Source organism: Colwellia sp. C1TZA3 (assembly GCF_007954265.1).
In the GTDB taxonomy this organism is placed as follows: Bacteria; Pseudomonadota; Gammaproteobacteria; order Enterobacterales; family Alteromonadaceae; genus Cognaticolwellia.
This window is the reverse complement of record NZ_VOLS01000001.1, coordinates 132,540-152,113: the sequence shown is the minus strand read 5'-3', so window position 1 is coordinate 152,113 and position 19,574 is coordinate 132,540. Positions and strand designations below refer to the sequence as shown.

Here is a 19,574-nt window from a genome sequence, read left to right as displayed (position 1 = left end):
ATTTCATAAGATATCAGCATAACAACAAAGGGATTGATAATGAAAATAAAATATTTAGCAGTGGCGATTGTTGCCAGCTGCACGCTTTCGGCTTGTGTCGCCACCCAAACTAACCAGAATTCCACACCACAAAGTGCCGCCATTACCACCAATACCAACAAAGTATTCAGTCAAAATTATGTTTTTAAAGAATTAGACAATGGTTTACGCGTGCTGATTGTAAAAACCGATTACCCTGATCTGGTCTCTGTGCAAATTCCGGTCTCAGTTGGCTCTCGTGATGAAGACGAAGTGGGTAAAACCGGCTTTGCACATTTTTTTGAACATATGATGTTTAAAGGCTCAGAGCAATTTCCACAAGCGGTTTATGCTGATTTATTTAAAAATGCCGGTGTTGATAGTGGTGCTTACACCACTAACGATTACACCAACTATCATTTAGATTTCTCTAAAGATCATTTAGATAAAGTATTAGAGATTCAAGCCGATCATTTTAAAAATCTAACTTATACCGAAGCACAATTTAAAACCGAAGCATTAACAGTTAAAGGTGAATATTTAAAAAATAATGCTAGCCCTGTGCGTAAATTACTGGCGGCTGTGCGTAAAGAGGCCTTTGACACTCATACTTATAAACATACCACCATGGGTTTTTTTGAAGACGTAGAGGCTATGCCCGAGCAAGCGGCTTATGGCAAAAAATTCTTTAAACAATTTTATAAGCCGGAATATGTCTCGTTAGTTATTGTTGGCGATGTCGAGCCAGCAGCCACCATGGCAATGGTAGAAAAACACTGGGGTAATTGGCAAAGGGGTGATTTTGTTAATGACATTACGCCAGAGCCAAAACAACAGACGGCTAAATATGTCCATGAAAAGTTTGAGGGTTTACCAGGCCATTGGTTATTGGTGTCGTATAAAGGTACTGATTGGCAACCGAAGGACAAAGATCGTGCGGCATTAGATTTAATCTCAGAATTATACTTTTCTAATAACTCAGCGTTATATCAGGATCTCGTGGTTGATAAACAGTTGGCAAGCCAAATGTTTAATTACAATCCAGCGACAAAAGATGCCGGTTTACGCCACGTATTTATTAAAGTGAACGAAGAAAAAGATTTAGCGATTGTGCGTGATGCAATCAATCAAACTTACGCGCAAGCGCGCACTGAATTAGTTTCAACAGAAAAACTTGATAATTTAAAATCGAACTTAAAATATAGTTTCGTTAACAGCTTGGATTCTTCAGAGTCAATTGCCTCTACACTAGCGAGCTATATGCACTTTGATCGCGACCCAGAAACCATTAACCATCTTTATAACAGCTTCGATAATATCTCGGCTGATGATATTAAGCGTATAGCGAATAAATATTTTATTGATGATAACCGGACAACTGTTACGTTATCGGCGCTAGAGCAGGTGACCGGTTTTGAGCAAGAAGTTGCTTTAAATGCCGCAGTGGCAAAACGTGAAGCGCAAAAGACCCCACCGAGTAAAGCACAATTTGCGCTATTAGATAACACTAATGACTCACCCCTGATTGATGTTAACTTTTTGTTTTATACCGGTGCAGCAGCTGATCCCGCGGGTAAAAAAGGCGTTGCAGCGTTAATGGCAAGGATGTTGACCCAAGGGGGGTCGCAAACGCGCAGTTATAAAGTAATACAACAAGGTTTATATCCATTAGCTGGACAGTTTTCGTCTCAGCTAGATAAAGAAATGCTCTCGTTTACCGGTCGTGTGCATAAAGACAATGCTGAACTTTGGTATCAATTAATCAGTGATCAATTACTTAATCCAGGCTGGCGCGCAGATGACTTTAAACGTCTGAAAAAAGAGTTAATTGACGGTATTAAATCAGGACTTAAATCATCTAATGATGAAGAACTAGGTAAAGAAGTGCTTTATAGCGAACTCTATCAAGGTCATGTTTACGAGTATTATAATAGCGGCGACTTATCTGATTTAGAAGCTATTACCCTTGATGATGTAAAGGCTTTTTATCGCGCACAACTTACGCAGGCTAAATTGCATGTTGGTATTACTGGCGCACTGCCAAGTGATTTAAAAGCACAATTGTTGAGTGATTTTTCAACCTTACCTGTGGGTGATGAAAAACGTTTAAGTATTGCAAAAGCGCCGGTGTTAAAAGGGCATCATGCGACTATCGTTGAAAAAAATGCGCAATCAACCGCGGTTTCATTCGGTTTTCCAATCGACACTATCCGTCACGATAAAGATTGGGCCGCGCTATGGTTAGTGCGTTCATACTTTGGTGAACACAGAAGTTCAAACAGCTATTTGTATCAACAAATACGCCAAGCACGTGGTATGAACTACGGTGATTATTCATATATTGAATATTTCCCACGGGGCATGTACCAAACTAAGCCCGATGCAAACTTAGGCCGTTCAAGTCAAATCTTCCAAGTATGGTTACGGCCATTACGTTCAAATAATGATGCCCATTTCGCTACACGCGCCGCTTTATATGAATTGGACAACTTGATTGAACAAGGTATGAGCGAAAAAGACTTTCAAGCAACGCGTAATTATTTAACCAACTATGCGCCACAACTGGTAGCCAGCCAAGATCAACAATTGGGTTATGCCTTAGATAGTGAGTTTTATCAAACGGATGAATTTGTTAAGTATGTGCGGGAACAATTTGCAAAACTATCTTTAGCTGATATTAATCGAGTGATTAAAGAGAACTTACAAACTGATGATATTCATTACGTCTTTATTTCAGGTGACGGCGAAGACATGAAAAAACGCTTGTTGTCAGAGCAAGTTTCACCATTGAAATATAATGCTGAAAAACCGGTTGAGTTATTAGCAAACGATAAAATTATCGAAAGCTATAAGCTAAGTTTACCAAGCAAAAATGTTGAAGTAATCGCGGTTGATGCGGTATTTAAATAGTTTTATTTACCTAATAAAATTAACAGTAGACCTTCATTTTATTAGTTAACTTCATCAGTTAATTATTTTAATGAAACACCACGCTGGCCGTGGTGTTTTTATGTACAGGATGTACGGTATTTCATGGATACATGGATACATGGGTGCAAAGGAGCGTGTATATGTATGGTATACCGCGGGTGCAGGGTACACAGGAGCGGGTATATGCAAGACAAGTGGTAGTATTGGCTTTTATAATGTTATTTATTCATGCTTAATTGATACAATGACTTATTCTCGTTCATCTGCCATTCATTTTTCCTTGGTATGATGAAAACAAGTTAGTTCAATTAGTATTATTTTCTTTAAGGTCTTATTTATGCAGTTAAAAAAATCCATCATCAGTTTAGTGGTTCTTTCCTTAGCGTTCAGTGGTTGTGCAAGCACTAATAAAGAAAAAGGTGCCGCTATTGGCGCGATTACTGGCGCGATTATCGGTAAGTCGACCAGTAACCATAAGAATAAACGTGCTGTTTGGGGTGCTGCCATTGGTGCACTTGCTGGGGTGGCTATTGGCGATTATATGGATAAACAAGAACAAGAGTTTCGTGATGAATTATCAGGCTCAGGTATCGAAGTGGTACGCGAAGGCGATAATTTACGTTTAATTATGCCAGCCAATATCACTTTTGCAACTGGCCAAGCTTATATTACTACTGGATTTTACAATACCTTGGACGCTATCGCACGGGTGTTAAATAAATACGAGAAAACCTTGTTAAGTATTGAAGGCCATACTGATAGCCAAGGTGCAGCACAGTTTAATCAAGACTTATCTGAGCAACGTGCCGGCAGCGTTAAGCAATATTTAACCAATCAAGATATTATCGCTAGTCGTTTAAAGACCATAGGTTATGGTGAATCTCGATCGGTGGCTGATAACATGAACGCCAATGGCCGGGCACTTAATCGCCGAGTTGAAATTCAAATCATTCCAAAGCAAACATAGCCCAAAGCAAACATAGCCCAAAGCAAACATAGCCCAAATTATTAGGCCAAAAGTAAGATAAAATACCGCGTAATGTCGCGGTATTTTTCAGTTTAGCGTATCGCAAACTCAATAGGTTAGTTTCTTTTGGTTTCATCAACCATAGCTTGCTGTTCAAACAATAGGTTTTTATCAAACGATAATTATCCCAATGGATTCATAAGTTAGGCTGATTGGTATCACTAGCCTAGCAAGGTGTTTCGCTATACTATGATGGTTAAATGAGTGTTTGGTTTTTTGCATTTTTACGTTAACACCGCCCTTTATCGCCAGTTATTGAAACGATAGTACAACTTATGAAAACAAAATTAATTACCCGAGCGGGTTATGTTTTATTACAACAAGAGTTAAATAAACTGTGGCGAGAAGATCGCCCAGAAACTACCCGTAAAGTATCATGGGCGGCAAGTTTAGGTGACCGTAGTGAGAATGCTGACTATCAATACAATAAAAAGCGTCTGCGTGAAATAGACCGCCGTGTGCGTTACTTACGTAAAATACTTGAAGAGCTAAAAATTGTTGATTACGGCGCGCAGCAAGAAGGCAAAGTATTTTTTGGCGCTTGGGTGAGTTTAGACAATGACGATAATGAAACGCTAAAATTTCGTATTGTTGGCCCAGAAGAGATCTATGGTCGCAACGATTTTTCCTCAATCGACTCACCTATTTCACGCGCCTGTTTAAAAAAAGTAGTTGATGACGAAGTAGTAGTGAAAACACCGACAGGTGACAAGATTTGGTACGTTAGTGCTATTGAGTATGAGCAATAATGCTATTGATGAGTTTTAAACAAAAAAGCCAGCTTAACGCTGGCTTTGTTTTTCTATTTTTTGGCTAATATTACTGCGCTATTTTTACACGAATTTTGTTTTTTGCGATCTTAGTTTCATGTAGATTAGATAAAGCTAATTTTGCTTCTTTTTCATCTGGCATTACCACAAAAGCGAAACCTTTTGATTTTGCCGTTTCTTGGTCTAAAACTAAGTTACATTCAGTGACAGTGCCATGAGCAGAAAAGAGAATACGGAGTTCCTGTTCGGTTGTCGTACGAGAAAGGTTGCGAACTAAAAGTTTCATAATTGACCATAGGTATGTGATTGCGACCATAATTATCTCATAGTTTGGCAATAGACCAAGCTATTTTCTGTATTTGGGCAAAATAACTTAGGTATAATCGATGCATTGCTACAAGGTTATTGTGCAGCATTTTAAATATTTTGATAATGACGGCTATTTATCTAGATGTTAATTTAATGCTTAGCTTACAAAATCAATTGCTGCAATGGTATGTTTTCACCCCGTTCGCTTACCTGCGCTAAGAGTAATTCAGCGGTTGCAATAGCGTCATTTAGCGCGTTGTGGGCATAGTGCTCAGGTAGATCGTACTTTGCCCGTAAGGCTAAAAGCCTTAACTCAGAGGGATCGTAAGCGACATCTCTTTTATCGAGTCTTCTTTTAGCAACCACTAAGGTATCTATAATGGGAAATGGTGGCGCCATACCATAGAGTTCAAGACAAGCCTGTCGCAAAAATTGTCGCTCAATACGGGCAAAGTGCACTAACATGACTCTACCTGCAAGGCGCTTAAGTAACTGTTCTACAACCTCCGCTAAGGGTTTTCCTTGGTCTTTTTGGTCATCAGTAATTTGGTGAATGGTAACATTATTGGCTTTTAAGCTGCCTTTAGTGTTAATAATTTGATGATAACTGCTGCCAAGCTTTATTTGATTATTGCTTAACTCTACGCAACCCACACTGAGCAATTTATCTTGTACGGCATCTAAACCCGTGGTTTCAAAGTCTACCGCTAAAATGGGGATATGATTCAACGGAGTGTAAAGTGGTGGAAAAGGTACACTGAGAAAGTCGCGCAATGGCCCTGCAGGTGCTTTTTTTAGCATACGTTTACGTTGTGCTTCTAAGCCGACTAGCCAGCGAGTTAATGGATGATGGTTTAACATGATAAATGGCTATCGCTAATAGGTTGATTGACGGCTGTCTTGCATGGTTTTAATCACTTTAAAAGCATCTTTTAAGTGTTCACGCTCGAGTTTAGATATTTCTTTTGGTGACAAATAGTTATTGGGTTGCTGTCCTTGTTGTAATTTGTTGGCTTGGTGCATCATGCGCAGCATGCTTAAAAATTCATAGGCATCAATAAGGTTTGCTGCCGATGCTTTGGTTAATGAAGGTGTTCCGGCGGCCTGTTTTAAGCGCTCTATGGTATTTACCGAAGAAATTCCTTCAGATAATGCATAAATGCGGGCCAGATCAACTATTGGGGCGATACCGTTGTGTTTTAAATCCAGTGTGGCTTTATTCTCACCATCTTGAATTAAAACAAAATCACGGAAAAAACCCAGTGGCGGTCTTAAATTTAAAGCATTACGCGATAAGTGCGCAATGAATAGTGTGCTACTTCGGGTTTTTTTTAACATTTTTACCCGTACCTGCTCGAGTAAACTGCTCTCGCCATAAACGGTGATTAAGTCAAAAAAAGTACTGCAATGAATTAATGCCTTTGGCTCTGGTGTGTTAATCCACTGAGCAAAATATTGTGACCATTTTTTCTGTGTTTGGCACCACTGTGGGTTTGTCGCCATGACATTACCCGGACAATAAATAAAACCACAAGCCGCTAAGCCATCAGAAACAAAAGTGGCCAGATCTTTAAACCAGTAACCGTGCTGTGGTTGCATGTCGTTTGAGATGATCAGGGCGTTGTCTTGATCTGAATGGGCAAATTGCTCTTGTCTACCTTGTGAGCCTGCAGCTAGCCATGCGTAAGGCACGGGTGGTGGCCCTAATAATTTTTCTGCCATTTCAATTAATCGGATGGTGAAAGCCATGGTAATGGCACTAATGCTTTTGCCGACATGATCAGCGGTAGTACCTAATTTTGCCATACGAATTTGCAGTTTAGGTATCATGCTACTGATTTCGGTGAGTTCGTCGACAGATTTTGCTTTATGAATAACACTGGTAATGTTGACAGCATTTTGCCCTTCGTTATTCATTAAATCCGTCACTGTGACCATGCCTTTGAGTTCGCTATTGGCGGTGACAGGTAAGTGATGTATATGTTTTTGTGTCATCATCATTAACGCATCATAGGCGGTACTTTTAATATCGATTGTCGTCATGTCGTCGGTCATAATGGCGCTAACAGGTTGGTCAATACCTAAGCCTTGCGCCACACAGCGACGGCGAATGTCTTTGTCGGTTACTATGCCAAGTAGTTGGTTATTTTGTATGATAACTAAACATGAAAAACCTTGTTCGGTCATCAAAATAGCCGCTTGTTGAATACTGGTGTCAGGACTTACGGTAACAACAGGGTCATGACAAAAATGAGCGATTGAACTATTGAGTAATGAAGAATTTAAAATAGCATCTTCATTAACTTGCAGCATTTTCTTGTTAAGGCGTTGCTCAGACGTTTGCTGAAAAAATGCCAGCACATCGGGATATTCATTGACCAGCTGGTGGAAATTATTATAGTTAATACTGTAGAGCAAGGTATCTTCATCAGAGGTGACTTTGGCCTTATCATTATTATTTAGGCAAAAAGCCGTACAAATATCACCTTCACTATACTTACCCAATAACTCTTTATTTTCAGTAGTATAGCTTAATGCCCCTTTGCGCAATATATAGAGATTTTTTTCTACAATACCCTCGGGTGGTAGCGACTGGCCACGACGCACATAGCAAATACTGATCTCTTTAACGACTTGTTCAATGATATTACTCGGCAATAAATCCATCGGAGGAATCGCTTGTATAAATTCACTGATTTCGATTAAGGCTGAGTCCATGGCAATATCTCCAATAAGTATCCTTAGTGTATTTAGAGGAATTGTAGCGCTTAAGTCAACTGTTTCACCTGTGTTCTAGACTAAAGTTTAATATGAGAGTCGAAAAAAGCTTGGTAGTGTGTAGCCTAGAGTAGGTTAAGTATTCATTTATCCACGTTCGCTTGTGCTAGCGGGTCGAATTAATAGTCAACCTTACTTTAAACAACGGGTATAAAGCGTATAAAAATCATAAAACGCTGTGCCTATTAAGCTAAACAGGTTTAATAGGAATAATTGCTAGGAGAGAATGATGGAAGGTAATGCAACATATTGGTCAGAGAATCTGCGCCTAATATTTATAAGTCTTGCTATTTGGTTCGTGGTTTCATTTGGTTTTGGTTTGCTTCTTGTTGAGCCATTAAATGAAATACGTCTAGGTGGGTACAAGTTAGGTTTCTGGTTTGCACAACAAGGTTCGATTTACACATTTGTCGCTTTAGTTTTTTGGTATACCAAAAAAATGAACGACCTTGATAAAAAATATAACGTGGAGGAATCATAATGGATGAGTTAAAACTCTATACATACATTGCTGTGTTCGGTTCTTTCGCCGTTTACTTTGGTATTGCTTGGTGGGCGCGTGCAGGTTCAACGAGTGAGTTCTATGTCGCTGGTGGTGGCGTTACGCCAATGCAAAATGGTATGGCTATCGGTGCCGATTGGATGAGTGCTGCGTCATTCATTTCAATGGCTGGTATGATCTCATTTTTGGGTTATGGCGGTTCTGTATTCCTAATGGGTTGGACCGGTGGTTATGTATTACTCGCTATGTTACTCGCACCTTATATGCGCAAACACGGTAAATTTACTGTACCTGAGTTTATTTTTGATCGTTATTATTCGAAAACTGCACGTGTTGTTGCGGTTGTTTGTTTAATTATTGCGTCATTAACTTATATCATTGGCCAAATGAAAGGTGTGGGTGTTGCTTTCTCTCGCTTCCTAGAAGTTGATTACGATTTAGGCTTATACATCGGTATGTTCGTTGTTTGGGTTTATGCTGTACTTGGTGGTATGAAAGGTATTACTTACACGCAAATAGCTCAGTACGTGGTATTGATTTTTGCTTACACCATCCCCGCTGTGTTTATTTCACTGCAGTTAACGGGTAACCCTATTCCGCAATTAGGTTTAGGTTCTACGCTAGCTGACGGTAGCGGTGTCTATTTACTTGATAAGTTAGACCTTGTTGTAACAGAGTTGGGCTTTAAAGAGTACACCACTGACAACATGGGTGGTTCAGTAAACATGTTCGCATATACCTTGTCACTGATGATTGGTACTGCGGGTTTACCTCACGTTATTATGCGCTTCTTCACTGTGCCTTCAGTAAAAGCGGCACGACAGTCAGCGGGTTACGCATTAGTTTTCATCGCTTTGTTATACACAGTTGCTCCTGCAGTTGGCGCGATGGCACGTTTAAACTTAATGAACACTATTGAACCAGCAGCGGGTCAAAACCTTGTTTATGCTGAACGTCCTCAGTGGTTCAAAGATTGGGAAAAAACGGGTCTATTACAATATGAAGAAAAAAATGGCGATGGTAAAATCCAATACACTGCTGATAAAGCAACCAATGAAATGGTTAAAGTTGACCGTGACATTATGGTATTGGCTAACCCAGCAATCGCTAACTTACCAAACTGGGTCATTGCGCTAGTAGCAGCAGGTGGCTTAGCCGCAGCATTGTCTACCGCAGCCGGTTTATTATTAGCGATATCCTCCTCTATTTCCCACGACTTAATGAAGGGGATATTAACGCCTGATTTGTCAGAGAAAAACGAGTTACTGGCAGGTCGTGTTGTCATGACAATATCGGTTATGGTTGCAGGCTGGCTGGGTTTAAATCCGCCTGGTTTTGCCGCAGGAACGGTTGCGTTAGCCTTTGGTTTAGCTGCGTCATCAATATTCCCAGCGTTAATGATGGGTATATTTGCTAAGAAAATGAGTGGTACTGCAGCGGTTACAGGTATGATTGCAGGTATCGGTGTAACTATGCTGTATGTATTCCAGCATAAAGGCATTATGTTTATTCCTGGTACTTCATTCCTTGGTGACATGGGTCCTAATTGGTTCTTTGGAATTTCACCAAATGCCTTTGGCTCAGTTGGTGCTTTTGTTAACTTTGCAGTAGCGTTCGCTATGTTAAAAGTAACAGGTCCAGCCCCAGCTCATATTCAACAAATGGTTGAAAACTTCCGTACACCACATGGTGGCGTATCGGTAGCACATGATCACTAAATAGTTTTGCAACTACTTATGGATTGACGACTTAAAGCCCTATTTAATTTCTATAAATAGGGCTTTTGTATTTTTTATTAAGATATAATACTTGTTGAATTAGGTCAGTAGTCGATTATTGATTTTAATAGGTATAATGATTAAATAGAGACTTGCCTCAGCAGGATGACGACGTAAAACCATGCCACATCAATAGATGCGCTATTATTGCACAGGAAAAACTAACAAGTGCATGAAAACGTCGATGCAACTGGTACAACATAAATTGAAGGATACGTTATGAACAAACACACTAAAACAGCTATTATAGTTGCCCCTATCCTGACTATTTTAGGCTTTGCATTAGCTGACTTATGGGAAGAGAATAGCGCTAGTCAAACACGTGCATTTAAATTGCTTCCCTTTGGGCATTGTGATGTTATTAATCAAAAATGTATTTTGAAGTCAGGCGAATTTGAAGTCAATATTTATGATGAAGCGGGCATGACCACATTAAATACTACTTTTCCACTTGATAGCGCGACATTCTTTATAGTCGATCGCGACAATAAGGCGAGTGCCTATCCACTAGGCATGATTGACAGCCCTTATTACTGGAAGAGTCCAACGCCATTACGCAATAATATTAGTGATAAAGGTGATAAGCAAAAGTTACGGGTTATTGCTAACATTAAAGGTGGACAGTACATTGCCGAGTTTTATAGCCAAACAGTCAATTAGTAGCACTATTTAACTGCGTGGCAATACTGAGAAATAGTGGCTAGCCTCAATCATGTTTAATTGCCTCTGAAGCGAGTATCTTAAGGTGATTTAGGTATAATCAGATGATTAATATCAGTTGTAGAGAAATGTTATGTTTCCAAATTGGCAATTAGCAGGCTTAAGTTTTGCTTATATAGGTTTGCTGTTTTTTATTGCTTATGTCGGAGATAAGTATCGCCATAAATTATTACGAAAAAGCCAAGCGATAATTTATGCGTTAACTTTAGGCGTTTATTGTACCTCGTGGAGTTTTTTAGGCACCACTGGGCAAGCGTCGAGTAATTTTATCTCACATTTACCGATATATTTAGGGCCGATACTCCTCTTCCTATTCGCTTGGCCATTCATTCAACGCATTATTCGCGTTAGTTTAAAGTTAAATCTTACTTCAATCGCTGATTTATTAGCGGCTCGCTTTGGTAAGTCGCATAATCTAGCGATTTTAGTAACCATAGTGGCGTTAGTGGGCACCATGCCTTATATTGCGCTGCAATTAAAAGCCATTGTTTATACTTTTCAACAGCTGCAAGCGGAGCAAAGCCTAGCCAATTGGCATTTTGGTTTAATCGTTAGTTTGGTCTTAGCTGGTTTTACTATTGTATTTGGTGTGCGTAATATCGATGTAACTGAGCGTCATCCGGGTGTCATGCTCGCGATAGCTTTTGAATCTTTGGTTAAGCTGTTTGCTTTCCTTGCTGTTGGCATTTTTGTTACCTATGTACTCTTTGATTCGCCAATGGAAATTTGGCGCCAATCGTCCACTACTCTGCATCTTGAAGAGCAACTCAACTTCCCTAATGTTATGTCAATGTTCGCTATGTTAGTGATCACCATGGCGGCATTTTTATCATTACCACGACAGTTTCAGGTCATGGTGGTTGAACTTAAAGATGAAAAAGATACTTGGCTGAGTCGCCGAATTTTTCCACTTTATTTGTTAGTGTTTGCAATTTTTGCTGTGCCATTAGGGCTAGCGGGTCATTTACTATTAGGCGATAGTGTTCCGTCTGATGCTTACGTACTGTTTTTACCTTGGTATCAGCAACAGCCTTGGTTAACCTTATTAACCTTCTTGGGGGCAATATCTGCTGCTAGCTCTATGGTGATTATTTCTTCTATTGCTTTGAGTACCATGCTCAGTAATGAAATTGTTTTTCCTTGGCTATATCGGGCAAATAAACATCATGAAACAGATTATGACAACTTTCGTTTGCGACTATTAACTATTCGTAAAATTTTGATTTTATTTGTTATTCTGCTTGGATATGGTGTTTTTTTGATGACCTCACCAGATACATTAAGTTCTTTAGGTGAAATAGCGTTTGGTGCTTTTGCCCAATTAACACCAGCATTAGTCGCTGCTTTTTATTGGCGTAGAGCCACTTTAACTGCGGTTTATGGTGGCATTGTGATTGGTTTTGGTGCTTGGTTAACGCTGAACTTTCTGCCACAGTTTGGCCTTTATCCAAACCCATTTGAAGGAGGGTTTCTACCGGCTAATTCCATGGCAAGTTTGTTGTCTTTATCAGCCAATATCATTGCCATGTGGTTACTGTCTCATGTTAGTCGTCAAAGTGTGCAAGAGCGTATGCAGGTATCCTTGTTTATGGAATACCAAGCGCCAAAAGTTTTACAGTTACAGCGCAATAAGCAAATTAATTATCAAGAGCTTGAGTTATTACTCTCGCGCTTTGTTGGTGAAGAAAAATCCAGCGCTAGCTTTATACAATTTCAGTGTTCAACAGTAAAAACACAAATGAGTAATGTTGCGTATAACCAGAAATTATTGCAGCACACTGAAAATACCTTAGCGAGTGTAATGGGGGTATCGTCTGCGCGTTTAGTCCTATCTTCGGCGTTGGATGGGCGTGATATTGCTTTAGATGAAGTGGCAGTATTGGTGGAGGAAGCGTCGAGTCAACGCCAGCAATATAGTCAAGACTTATTGCAAAGTGCGATCGAAAATGCCAGTGAAGGGATCTCCATCGTTGATAGTGATTTAAACCTTGTTGCTTGGAATAAAAAGTATGTTGATTTATTTAGTTACCCAAGTGAGCTAATTTTTCAAGGCAGTCCAGTCAGTGATTTAATTCGTTTTAATGTGCTTCGAGGTTTATGCGGTGTTGGTAAGGTTGAGCAGCAAGTGAATAAGCGTCTTACGCACCTACGCAATGGCAGTCCGCATAGTTCTGAACGAGAAGATAGTAACGGTAGAGTCATACGCATTGAAGGTAATCCACTGCCAGGTGGTGGTTTTGTTATGCTATTTTCGGATATTACCGTCTATCGTCAAGCGGAAAGAGGCTTAATTGAAGCGAATGTTGATTTGGAAACTCGGGTGCTTGAGCGCACACAAAAATTAGAGCAAACCAATGATGCCTTAGCTTTAGCACGTGAAAAAGCTGAGCAATCGCATATCAAAAAAAGTTTATATTTAAAGGCTTGTAGCCATGACTTAATGCAACCATTAGAAGCTGCACGCCTATTTACCTCGGCTTTAGCTAGCCAAGGTAATTTAACGGCAACGCAACAACGACAAGTAGACAATATTGACCACTCTTTAAAAGTTGCCAATGATTTAGTAGCAGATTTAGCAGAAATTTCGCGCATTGAAAGTGGTAATATAAAACTTAATATCAGCTGTTTTTCAGTGAAATCTTTATTTGATGATCTTGCTAAAGAATTTTCTGCCAGTGCTGTGGAACACAAGGTAGATTTTCGAGTACGTGCTAATTCGTTGTGGTTACGTTCAGACCGAAATTTATTGCGCCGAATTTTGCAAAATTTAATTGGCAATGCCTTTCGTTATGCCAGTCCAGGTAAAATATTGTTAGGGGCACGCGCGAAAGGAAATATTGTTGATATTCAAGTGCTAGATAATGGTCCGGGTATTCCTGAAGAAAAACAAACCATGGTCTTTGAGCAATTTACTCAATTAGATAATCAGCAGAGTTCATCAGCAGGAGGCTTAGGCTTAGGGCTGAACATTACCCAAAGTTTAGCTAAACTATTGGGTCATCCTTTAGCGCTGAGCTCGCAAGTGGGGATGGGCTGTAAATTTACTGTTGGGGTTGAACGAACTCAAGCACAACGAGAATTGGCCGCTGCAAAACCTGTGGTTAACTTAGGCTTAAGTGACGTTACGGTTATGTGTATCGATAATGACCCCGATGTATTGAGTGGTATGGTTGAGTTATTATCAGTATGGGGTTGCAATGTATTGGCCGCTGATTCATATCATCAAGCACGGTCAATTTTTGAAGATCATAAAAACGAGATCGACATATTGTTGGTTGACTATCAACTTGACGGTGACTTTAACGGTATTGCGTTAATTGCAGAGCTAAGAGAGTTGAGCAGACACTACGTGCCTGCGGTGTTAATTACCGCAACCACAGATAGCAATCTTGAAGAAAAAGCTCTAGTAGCAGATATTGGCTTTATGCGTAAGTTGATTAAACCTGCCGCGCTTAGAGCAATGATGAGCGCAATGTTAACGAAAAAAATGCAAGAAAAATATTTGCAATAATGGCCAGTTGGTTAAGCTTAATAATGATAAGTCGAGGTTATTTAAGCTTAGGTCATGACACACTAACAATCTTGCAATTGTACGTCAGAAATATCAAGTTGAGCAATAACGATAACCGCTTGTGTGCGGTTACGAACATCAAGTTTACGAAATATTGCCGTGGCATGCGCTTTAATGGTCGCCTCTGAGACATTTAAATCATAGGCAATTTGTTTATTAAGTAAGCCTTGGGCGAACATCATTAAAATTCTATATTGTTGCTGAGTCAGACTAGCAACGCGCTCTGCGATATTGTTATTGTCTTGCATTGGTGACGATTCACTGTAGGCCTCGGGTGTCCAAATATTACCTAATAATACCTGTTGAATGGCACTATAAATGTCATCAACCGGGGTCGACTTTGGAATAAAGCCTGAAGCACCATAGCCCATAGATTTATGTATGGTTTCGTGATCTTCGTGAGCCGATACCACTACAACTGGTATTTGTGGAAAATGATTACGTACGTGGATCAAGGTATTAAAACCATGTGCACCGGGAATATGTAAATCGAGTAAGAGTAAGTCGCTGTCGTTATTATCGCGTAGTTGCTGCTCTAGTTCAGCTATAGTTTGTGCTTCCAACCAATGTGTTTGCGTTAACTTTAACTTTAATGTGCCTAATAACGCTTGCCTAAATAATGGATGATCGTCAGCTATTATAATTTTTTCTGGCTGAATCATGTCGTTATTTCCTTTGTAAAATTTATAGGATGCCAACCTTATTTTAGGTTGTTTACAATTAGTTGTTCATTAGACTTTAGTCTAATGAACAACTAATACCAGTTCCATTAAGTTTGTGATCTTGTTGTGCGCAGGAAAAATAACTCAAGGTAAGGCGCTCGATTGAGTAATAGCTGGCTATTGGGATTGAGAGCAACACAGCCTTGAGCTATTTTAACCAGTACAAGTGAGCAATAACTTAATGGGATTGGTATAATATATGGCTTGATAGGGTCGGTACGAAAATCATGATCAGTTGCTGAATTCTTCTGCGGCACCATATCCATATGAGCTTGTAAAATAACGCCCTTTTTATTTTCCATACCTGCTGTAGCGGGTTTTTTAATAATGAGGTTGCCGATAGCGTCTTCTTTAACACTTAGTCCGAGTTCAGTTGCCCAAGCTTGGATCCAAAACGATATTTTTTGCTCATGTTTTGATGAGTGTGGAATGCTACAAATTTTATCAAAAATGCGCCATAACTTGTTTGGTTGTAGTTGTGCTAATGTGCTCAATAAAGCTCCTTAAAATTTTTATTTGCCAAGGAAAATTGACTTATCGTTGTAACGATATTTTTTCAACAAAGCTCTATTTATCGGCCATTAAAAATTGCCATTGCTCATTAAAATCATTACTGGGTTTTTTGGTAAAGTCAGAGCGGACATATTGATTAATTTTACCCTCAGCATAGGCCATTAAAATATTGGCCAAGGCCTGTTCTGAAATAGTGAAGCCCTTGCCTTCACGCAGCTTTCGCTCACGTAAAACTTGCTTAAATTGTGACTCAAGCTTTTCAAAAAATTGATTAACACGAGCGCGTAGACGTTCGTTTTCACCCATTAGTGCATCACCAGCAAGAATGCGGCACATGCCTGGATTACGCTCAGCAAAAATAAGTAATACGTGTAAAATATGATGGCAACGGATCAGGGCTTCCTTGTGATCAGTTAATATCAGGTTTACGCGAGAAAAAATGGATTCTTCAATAAACTCTATCAAGCCTTCAAACATCCGAGCTTTTGATGGAAAGTGGCGATAAAGCGCCGCTTCAGAAACACCCACTTCGGCGGCAAGTTTTGCTGTGGTGATCCGTTGCCCTGCACTGGTTTGTAGCATATGAGCAAGACATTCTAAAATTTGTTGTTTACGATTAGGTTTTTGAGTTGCCGACATAAAACTGATTCTCTATTTTTATTATATTTTTAGCCGTCATAGCATCAAATTAGTAAATTACTTTGATGCTATGACGGCTAAAAGATTAGCGTGATTGTATAGCGTTATTCAGCTGATTTTCAACCATAAAATCAGCAGATCTAGATTAATTCTTTAATCGTGAACTTTGCCGTGTTTGCTGAATATGCTGGACTAATTGCTTGGCAAGCTCATTTTTACTCATTAAAGGTAAAACTTTTTTATCACTGGCGGTAAACACCGTTAAAGCATTGCTGTCACTGTTAAAGCCTTGGCCCGTTGTGGCAACATTATTTGCGGCGATCATATCAAGATTTTTACGGGCTAATTTATCACGGGCATAATGCTCAATATTTTGCGTTTCAGCGGCGAAACCGACGGTAAAGGGTTTATTTTTTAGTGCGGCAACATCAGCGACAATGTCAGGATTTTTGATCAGATTAAGTTGCATGGTATCGTGAGATTTTTTAATTTTTTCACTGGCGATATGGTCAATACGGTAGTCAGCCACAGCAGCACAAGCGACAAAAATATCGGCATCAGATGCGAGCGCTAAAGCCTGTTGATGCATTTCTGTGGCACTAGTTACCGCTATTTTTTGGCAACCTTGCGGGGTAGCTAAGTTAACCGGCCCTGAAATAATGGTAACCTCTGCGCCAAGGCTTTGCGCAGCACTGGCAATGGCAAAGCCCATTTTTCCTGAACTATGATTAGAAATATAACGCACCGGGTCAATCGCTTCGCGTGTTGGCCCCGCGGTAATTAACCATTTTTGCCCAGTTAAAGATTTTGGCTGATTTAAGTTGATGTTATTATTATTTATTTTTTCGATTGCTTGGCAAGTTAATTCAACCAACTCAGCCACGTCTAACATCCGGCCTAAGCCGACATCACCGCAAGCCTGTTCGCCAGCACCTGGGCCAAAAATGGTGTAGTGCCATGACATTAAGGTTTGCATGTTTTTTTGCGTGGCTGGGTTATGCCACATTTGTTGGTTCATTGCCGGTGCAATAGCAACCGGTGCTGCGGTCGCTAAACAAAGCGTGGTTAATAAGTCATTTGCCAACCCAGCGGAAATTTTAGCGATAAGGTCAGCTGTTGCTGGCGCAATTAAAATAAAATCAGCCCATTTCGCCAGTTCAATATGGCCCATAGCTAACTCTGCTTGCGTATCTAATAAACTACTTGATACTGCATTGGCGGAAACCGCTTGCAAGGTTAATGGCGTAATAAAGGCTTGAGCGCCTTCTGTCATCACAACACGTACATCCGCACCTTTATCTTTTAATCGACGCACTAGCTCTGGCGTTTTGTAGGCGGCAATGCCACCACTGATACCCAATAGGATTTTTTTACCCTGAAGAATCTGCATAAACTGCTAATATTAATAACGACAATGGGCGATAAGATAGCATTATCGCACTTTTATTAAAATCACTTTGCAAGGATGCACCTATGTTAAAAGACTGGCCAGACTGTGAAAAACCCCGAGAGAAGTTATTACACCTTGGCGCAAAAAGCTTAAGTGATGCCGAACTGTTGGCAATATTCTTACGTACAGGCGTTAAGGGCTGTCATGTTGTTGACCTGGCAAGAAATTTATTAAAAAGTTTTGGCAGTATTTCGCAAATATATCAAGCGGGATTAGATGACTTTTGCCAGCACCATGGCTTAGGTGTTGCAAAATATGTTCAGCTACAAGCATGTTTGGAAATGTCGACACGCTATTTAGCCGAGCAAATGCAAATGGGGCAGGCGTTAACGTCTTCACTGAGTACACAGAACTTTTTAAAAGCTGAACTACGTCATGAAACCCGAGAAGTATTCGCTGTGCTGTTTTTAAATACTCAGCATCAAGTGATAAAATTTGAACGGTTATTTCACGGTACTATTAATGCTGCTGCAGTTTATCCACGCATTGTGGTTGAGACCGCACTAAAATATCAAGCGGGTGCGGTTATTCTCGCGCACAATCATCCTTCGGGTATTGCTGAGCCAAGTATTGCCGATAATCAAATTACTAGCCGATTGGAGCAAGCACTGGCATTAATTGATATAAAAGTACTTGATCATATTATTGTCGCGGGTTGTCATTGTTATTCGTATGCGGAACATGGCCGAATGATTGAATAATGTGTGGTTATTTTAGTAAGCTACTTCAGCCATTAAATAATACTTTGCCTGACAAGTAAAAAACCGCATCACAGAAGAGCGTTTTCGTTTTGGCAGATTAACCTTGAGTAAAACAATAATAGCACAACGGCAAGCAATGCCACTTGATACTCAATTAGTTAAGTTAGCTATTATACCAATCCCATTAAGTTATTGCTCACTTGTACTCGTTAAAATAGCTCAAGGCTGTGTTGCTCTCAATTCCAATAGCCAGCTATTGCTCAATCGAGCGCCTTACCTTGAGTTATTTTTCCTGCGCACAACAAGATCACAAACTTAATGGAACTGGTATTATTCACATTTTGACCAATGAACTGAGTAAAAAAGATCAAAAATAAAGATCAGACAAATGCTTAGCGGCTAAAATAAGCTAAAAATGTGCTATTAATATTCGATTAGAACGATAATAGCTCATGAAACGCTACATTTAGGTCAATTATTCAATCTAAGTTATTGAATTGTAATGTCTTTCAAAACTATTCACTTTAAAGGTGATTAATACTGGTATTCATTTTTCACTTTCACTATAATATGCCACCTTTTTCAGGATCCCGAGGCGACGGTCTTGGGGAAATACAGCACGACCTGAAATTAATTTTGGAGTACTCATATGTCTAAAGTTTGCCAAGTAACAGGCAAAAAGCCAATGGTTGGAAACAACCGTTCGCACGCAAGAAACGCGACTCGTCGTCGTTTTTTACCTAACCTTCAAACTCACCGTTTTTGGGTTGAGAGTGAAAATAGTTTCGTTAAATTACGTTTAACTCCGAAAGGAATGCGTATTATCGATAAAAACGGTATTGATGCAGTATTAACTGATATCCGTGCCCGTGGCGAAAAAGTTTAAGGAATTGCAATGCGCGATAAAATTCGTTTAGTTTCTAGTGCTGGCACTGGCCATTTTTACACTACTGACAAAAACAAAAAAACTATGCCTGAAAAGATGGAGATCAAAAAGTTCGATCCTCGCATCCGTCAGCATGTTATGTACAAAGAAGCTAAAATCAAGTAATTGATACTTCTTATTTAAAAACCCGGTTTATGCCGGGTTTTTTATTGCCTAAAGAAAATTGCTCAGTTAAGCATAGGGCAAATAAAAAAGGATA

The 19,574-nt window shown here is 39.7% G+C and carries 16 protein-coding genes and 1 pseudogene; 10 read left to right on the top strand and 7 right to left on the bottom strand.

Going from position 1 to position 19,574, the window contains the following annotated elements; all coding sequences use genetic code 11:
- Positions 1-39 precede the first annotated feature (39 nt).
- The 3 genes from ESZ39_RS00700 to greB all read left to right on the top strand — a co-directional run bounded on the left by ESZ39_RS00700 (position 40) and on the right by greB (position 4,725).
- Positions 40-2,928: a M16 family metallopeptidase gene (locus ESZ39_RS00700; protein WP_146877870.1), complete on the top strand. Its 2,889-nt coding sequence runs from the start codon at positions 40-42 to the stop codon at positions 2,926-2,928.
- A 358-nt stretch (positions 2,929-3,286) separates the two neighbouring features.
- Positions 3,287-3,916 (top strand): OmpA family protein, encoded by a 630-nt coding sequence (locus tag ESZ39_RS00695; protein WP_146877869.1) that lies wholly within the window; start codon positions 3,287-3,289, stop codon positions 3,914-3,916.
- A gap of 335 nt (positions 3,917-4,251) precedes the next feature.
- The gene (greB, locus tag ESZ39_RS00690; RefSeq protein WP_146877868.1) at positions 4,252-4,725 is read left to right on the top strand and encodes a transcription elongation factor GreB; all 474 of its coding nucleotides are present in this window, start codon (positions 4,252-4,254) and stop codon (positions 4,723-4,725) included.
- Between the two features lie 70 nt (positions 4,726-4,795).
- On the opposite strand, the gene ESZ39_RS00685 is transcribed toward greB, so the two are convergent.
- The 3 genes from ESZ39_RS00685 to ESZ39_RS00675 form a co-directional block, all read right to left on the bottom strand.
- Positions 4,796-5,032, bottom strand: coding sequence for an RNA recognition motif domain-containing protein (locus tag ESZ39_RS00685; RefSeq protein ID WP_146877867.1), 237 nt, complete (start codon positions 5,030-5,032; stop codon positions 4,796-4,798).
- A 185-nt stretch (positions 5,033-5,217) separates the two neighbouring features.
- On the bottom strand, positions 5,218-5,916 hold the full coding sequence (locus ESZ39_RS00680) for an exonuclease domain-containing protein (protein ID WP_146877866.1): 699 nt from the start codon (positions 5,914-5,916) through the stop codon (positions 5,218-5,220).
- A 15-nt stretch (positions 5,917-5,931) separates the two neighbouring features.
- The gene (locus ESZ39_RS00675; protein WP_146877865.1) at positions 5,932-7,773 is read right to left on the bottom strand and encodes a putative nucleotidyltransferase substrate binding domain-containing protein; all 1,842 of its coding nucleotides are present in this window, start codon (positions 7,771-7,773) and stop codon (positions 5,932-5,934) included.
- 289 nt (positions 7,774-8,062) lie between these two features.
- On the opposite strand from ESZ39_RS00675, the gene ESZ39_RS00670 reads away from it, so the two are divergent.
- From ESZ39_RS00670 to ESZ39_RS00655, 4 genes are all read left to right on the top strand, one after another.
- On the top strand, positions 8,063-8,314 hold the full coding sequence (locus ESZ39_RS00670; protein ID WP_146877864.1) for a DUF4212 domain-containing protein: 252 nt from the start codon (positions 8,063-8,065) through the stop codon (positions 8,312-8,314).
- Positions 8,314-10,053, top strand: coding sequence for a sodium:solute symporter family protein (locus tag ESZ39_RS00665; protein ID WP_146877863.1), 1,740 nt, complete (start codon positions 8,314-8,316; stop codon positions 10,051-10,053). The genes ESZ39_RS00670 and ESZ39_RS00665 overlap by 1 nt, the downstream gene beginning before the upstream one ends.
- Before the next feature lie 279 nt (positions 10,054-10,332).
- A complete protein-coding gene (locus ESZ39_RS00660) occupies positions 10,333-10,773 on the top strand; it encodes a hypothetical protein (RefSeq protein ID WP_146877862.1) in 441 nt (146 codons plus the stop codon).
- Between the two features lie 133 nt (positions 10,774-10,906).
- Entirely contained in the window at positions 10,907-14,344 is a 3,438-nt protein-coding gene (locus ESZ39_RS00655; protein ID WP_146877861.1) for a PAS domain-containing hybrid sensor histidine kinase/response regulator, read from the top strand.
- A 62-nt stretch (positions 14,345-14,406) separates the two neighbouring features.
- Here the strand turns inward: ESZ39_RS00655 and ESZ39_RS00650 are convergent, their stop codons facing one another.
- The 4 genes and pseudogenes from ESZ39_RS00650 to coaBC all read right to left on the bottom strand — a co-directional run bounded on the left by ESZ39_RS00650 (position 14,407) and on the right by coaBC (position 17,668).
- Positions 14,407-15,066: a response regulator gene (locus ESZ39_RS00650; RefSeq protein ID WP_146877860.1), complete on the bottom strand. Its 660-nt coding sequence runs from the start codon at positions 15,064-15,066 to the stop codon at positions 14,407-14,409.
- Positions 15,067-15,320: 254 nt separating this feature from the next.
- Positions 15,321-15,620 (bottom strand): annotated as a pseudogene (locus ESZ39_RS00645) (cytosol nonspecific dipeptidase); the annotation flags it as partial.
- A gap of 73 nt (positions 15,621-15,693) precedes the next feature.
- Positions 15,694-16,278, bottom strand: a complete 585-nt coding sequence (gene slmA, locus ESZ39_RS00640; protein WP_146877859.1) for a nucleoid occlusion factor SlmA — start codon at positions 16,276-16,278, stop codon at positions 15,694-15,696.
- Positions 16,279-16,423: 145 nt separating this feature from the next.
- Positions 16,424-17,668 carry a bifunctional phosphopantothenoylcysteine decarboxylase/phosphopantothenate--cysteine ligase CoaBC gene (coaBC, locus tag ESZ39_RS00635; RefSeq protein ID WP_146877858.1) on the bottom strand — a complete coding sequence of 415 codons (1,245 nt, stop codon included), beginning with the start codon at positions 17,666-17,668 and terminating at the stop codon, positions 16,424-16,426.
- Between the two features lie 83 nt (positions 17,669-17,751).
- Between coaBC and radC the strand changes: the two genes are divergently transcribed.
- The 3 genes from radC (at position 17,752) to rpmG (ending at position 19,480) form a co-directional block, all read left to right on the top strand.
- Positions 17,752-18,429: a RadC family protein gene (gene radC / locus ESZ39_RS00630; RefSeq protein WP_146877857.1), complete on the top strand. Its 678-nt coding sequence runs from the start codon at positions 17,752-17,754 to the stop codon at positions 18,427-18,429.
- Positions 18,430-19,078: 649 nt separating this feature from the next.
- A complete protein-coding gene (gene rpmB, locus ESZ39_RS00625; protein WP_146877856.1) occupies positions 19,079-19,315 on the top strand; it encodes a 50S ribosomal protein L28 in 237 nt (78 codons plus the stop codon).
- Positions 19,316-19,324: 9 nt separating this feature from the next.
- On the top strand, positions 19,325-19,480 hold the full coding sequence (gene rpmG / locus ESZ39_RS00620; RefSeq protein ID WP_070375415.1) for a 50S ribosomal protein L33: 156 nt from the start codon (positions 19,325-19,327) through the stop codon (positions 19,478-19,480).
- The last annotated feature ends 94 nt before the right edge of the window (positions 19,481-19,574 follow it).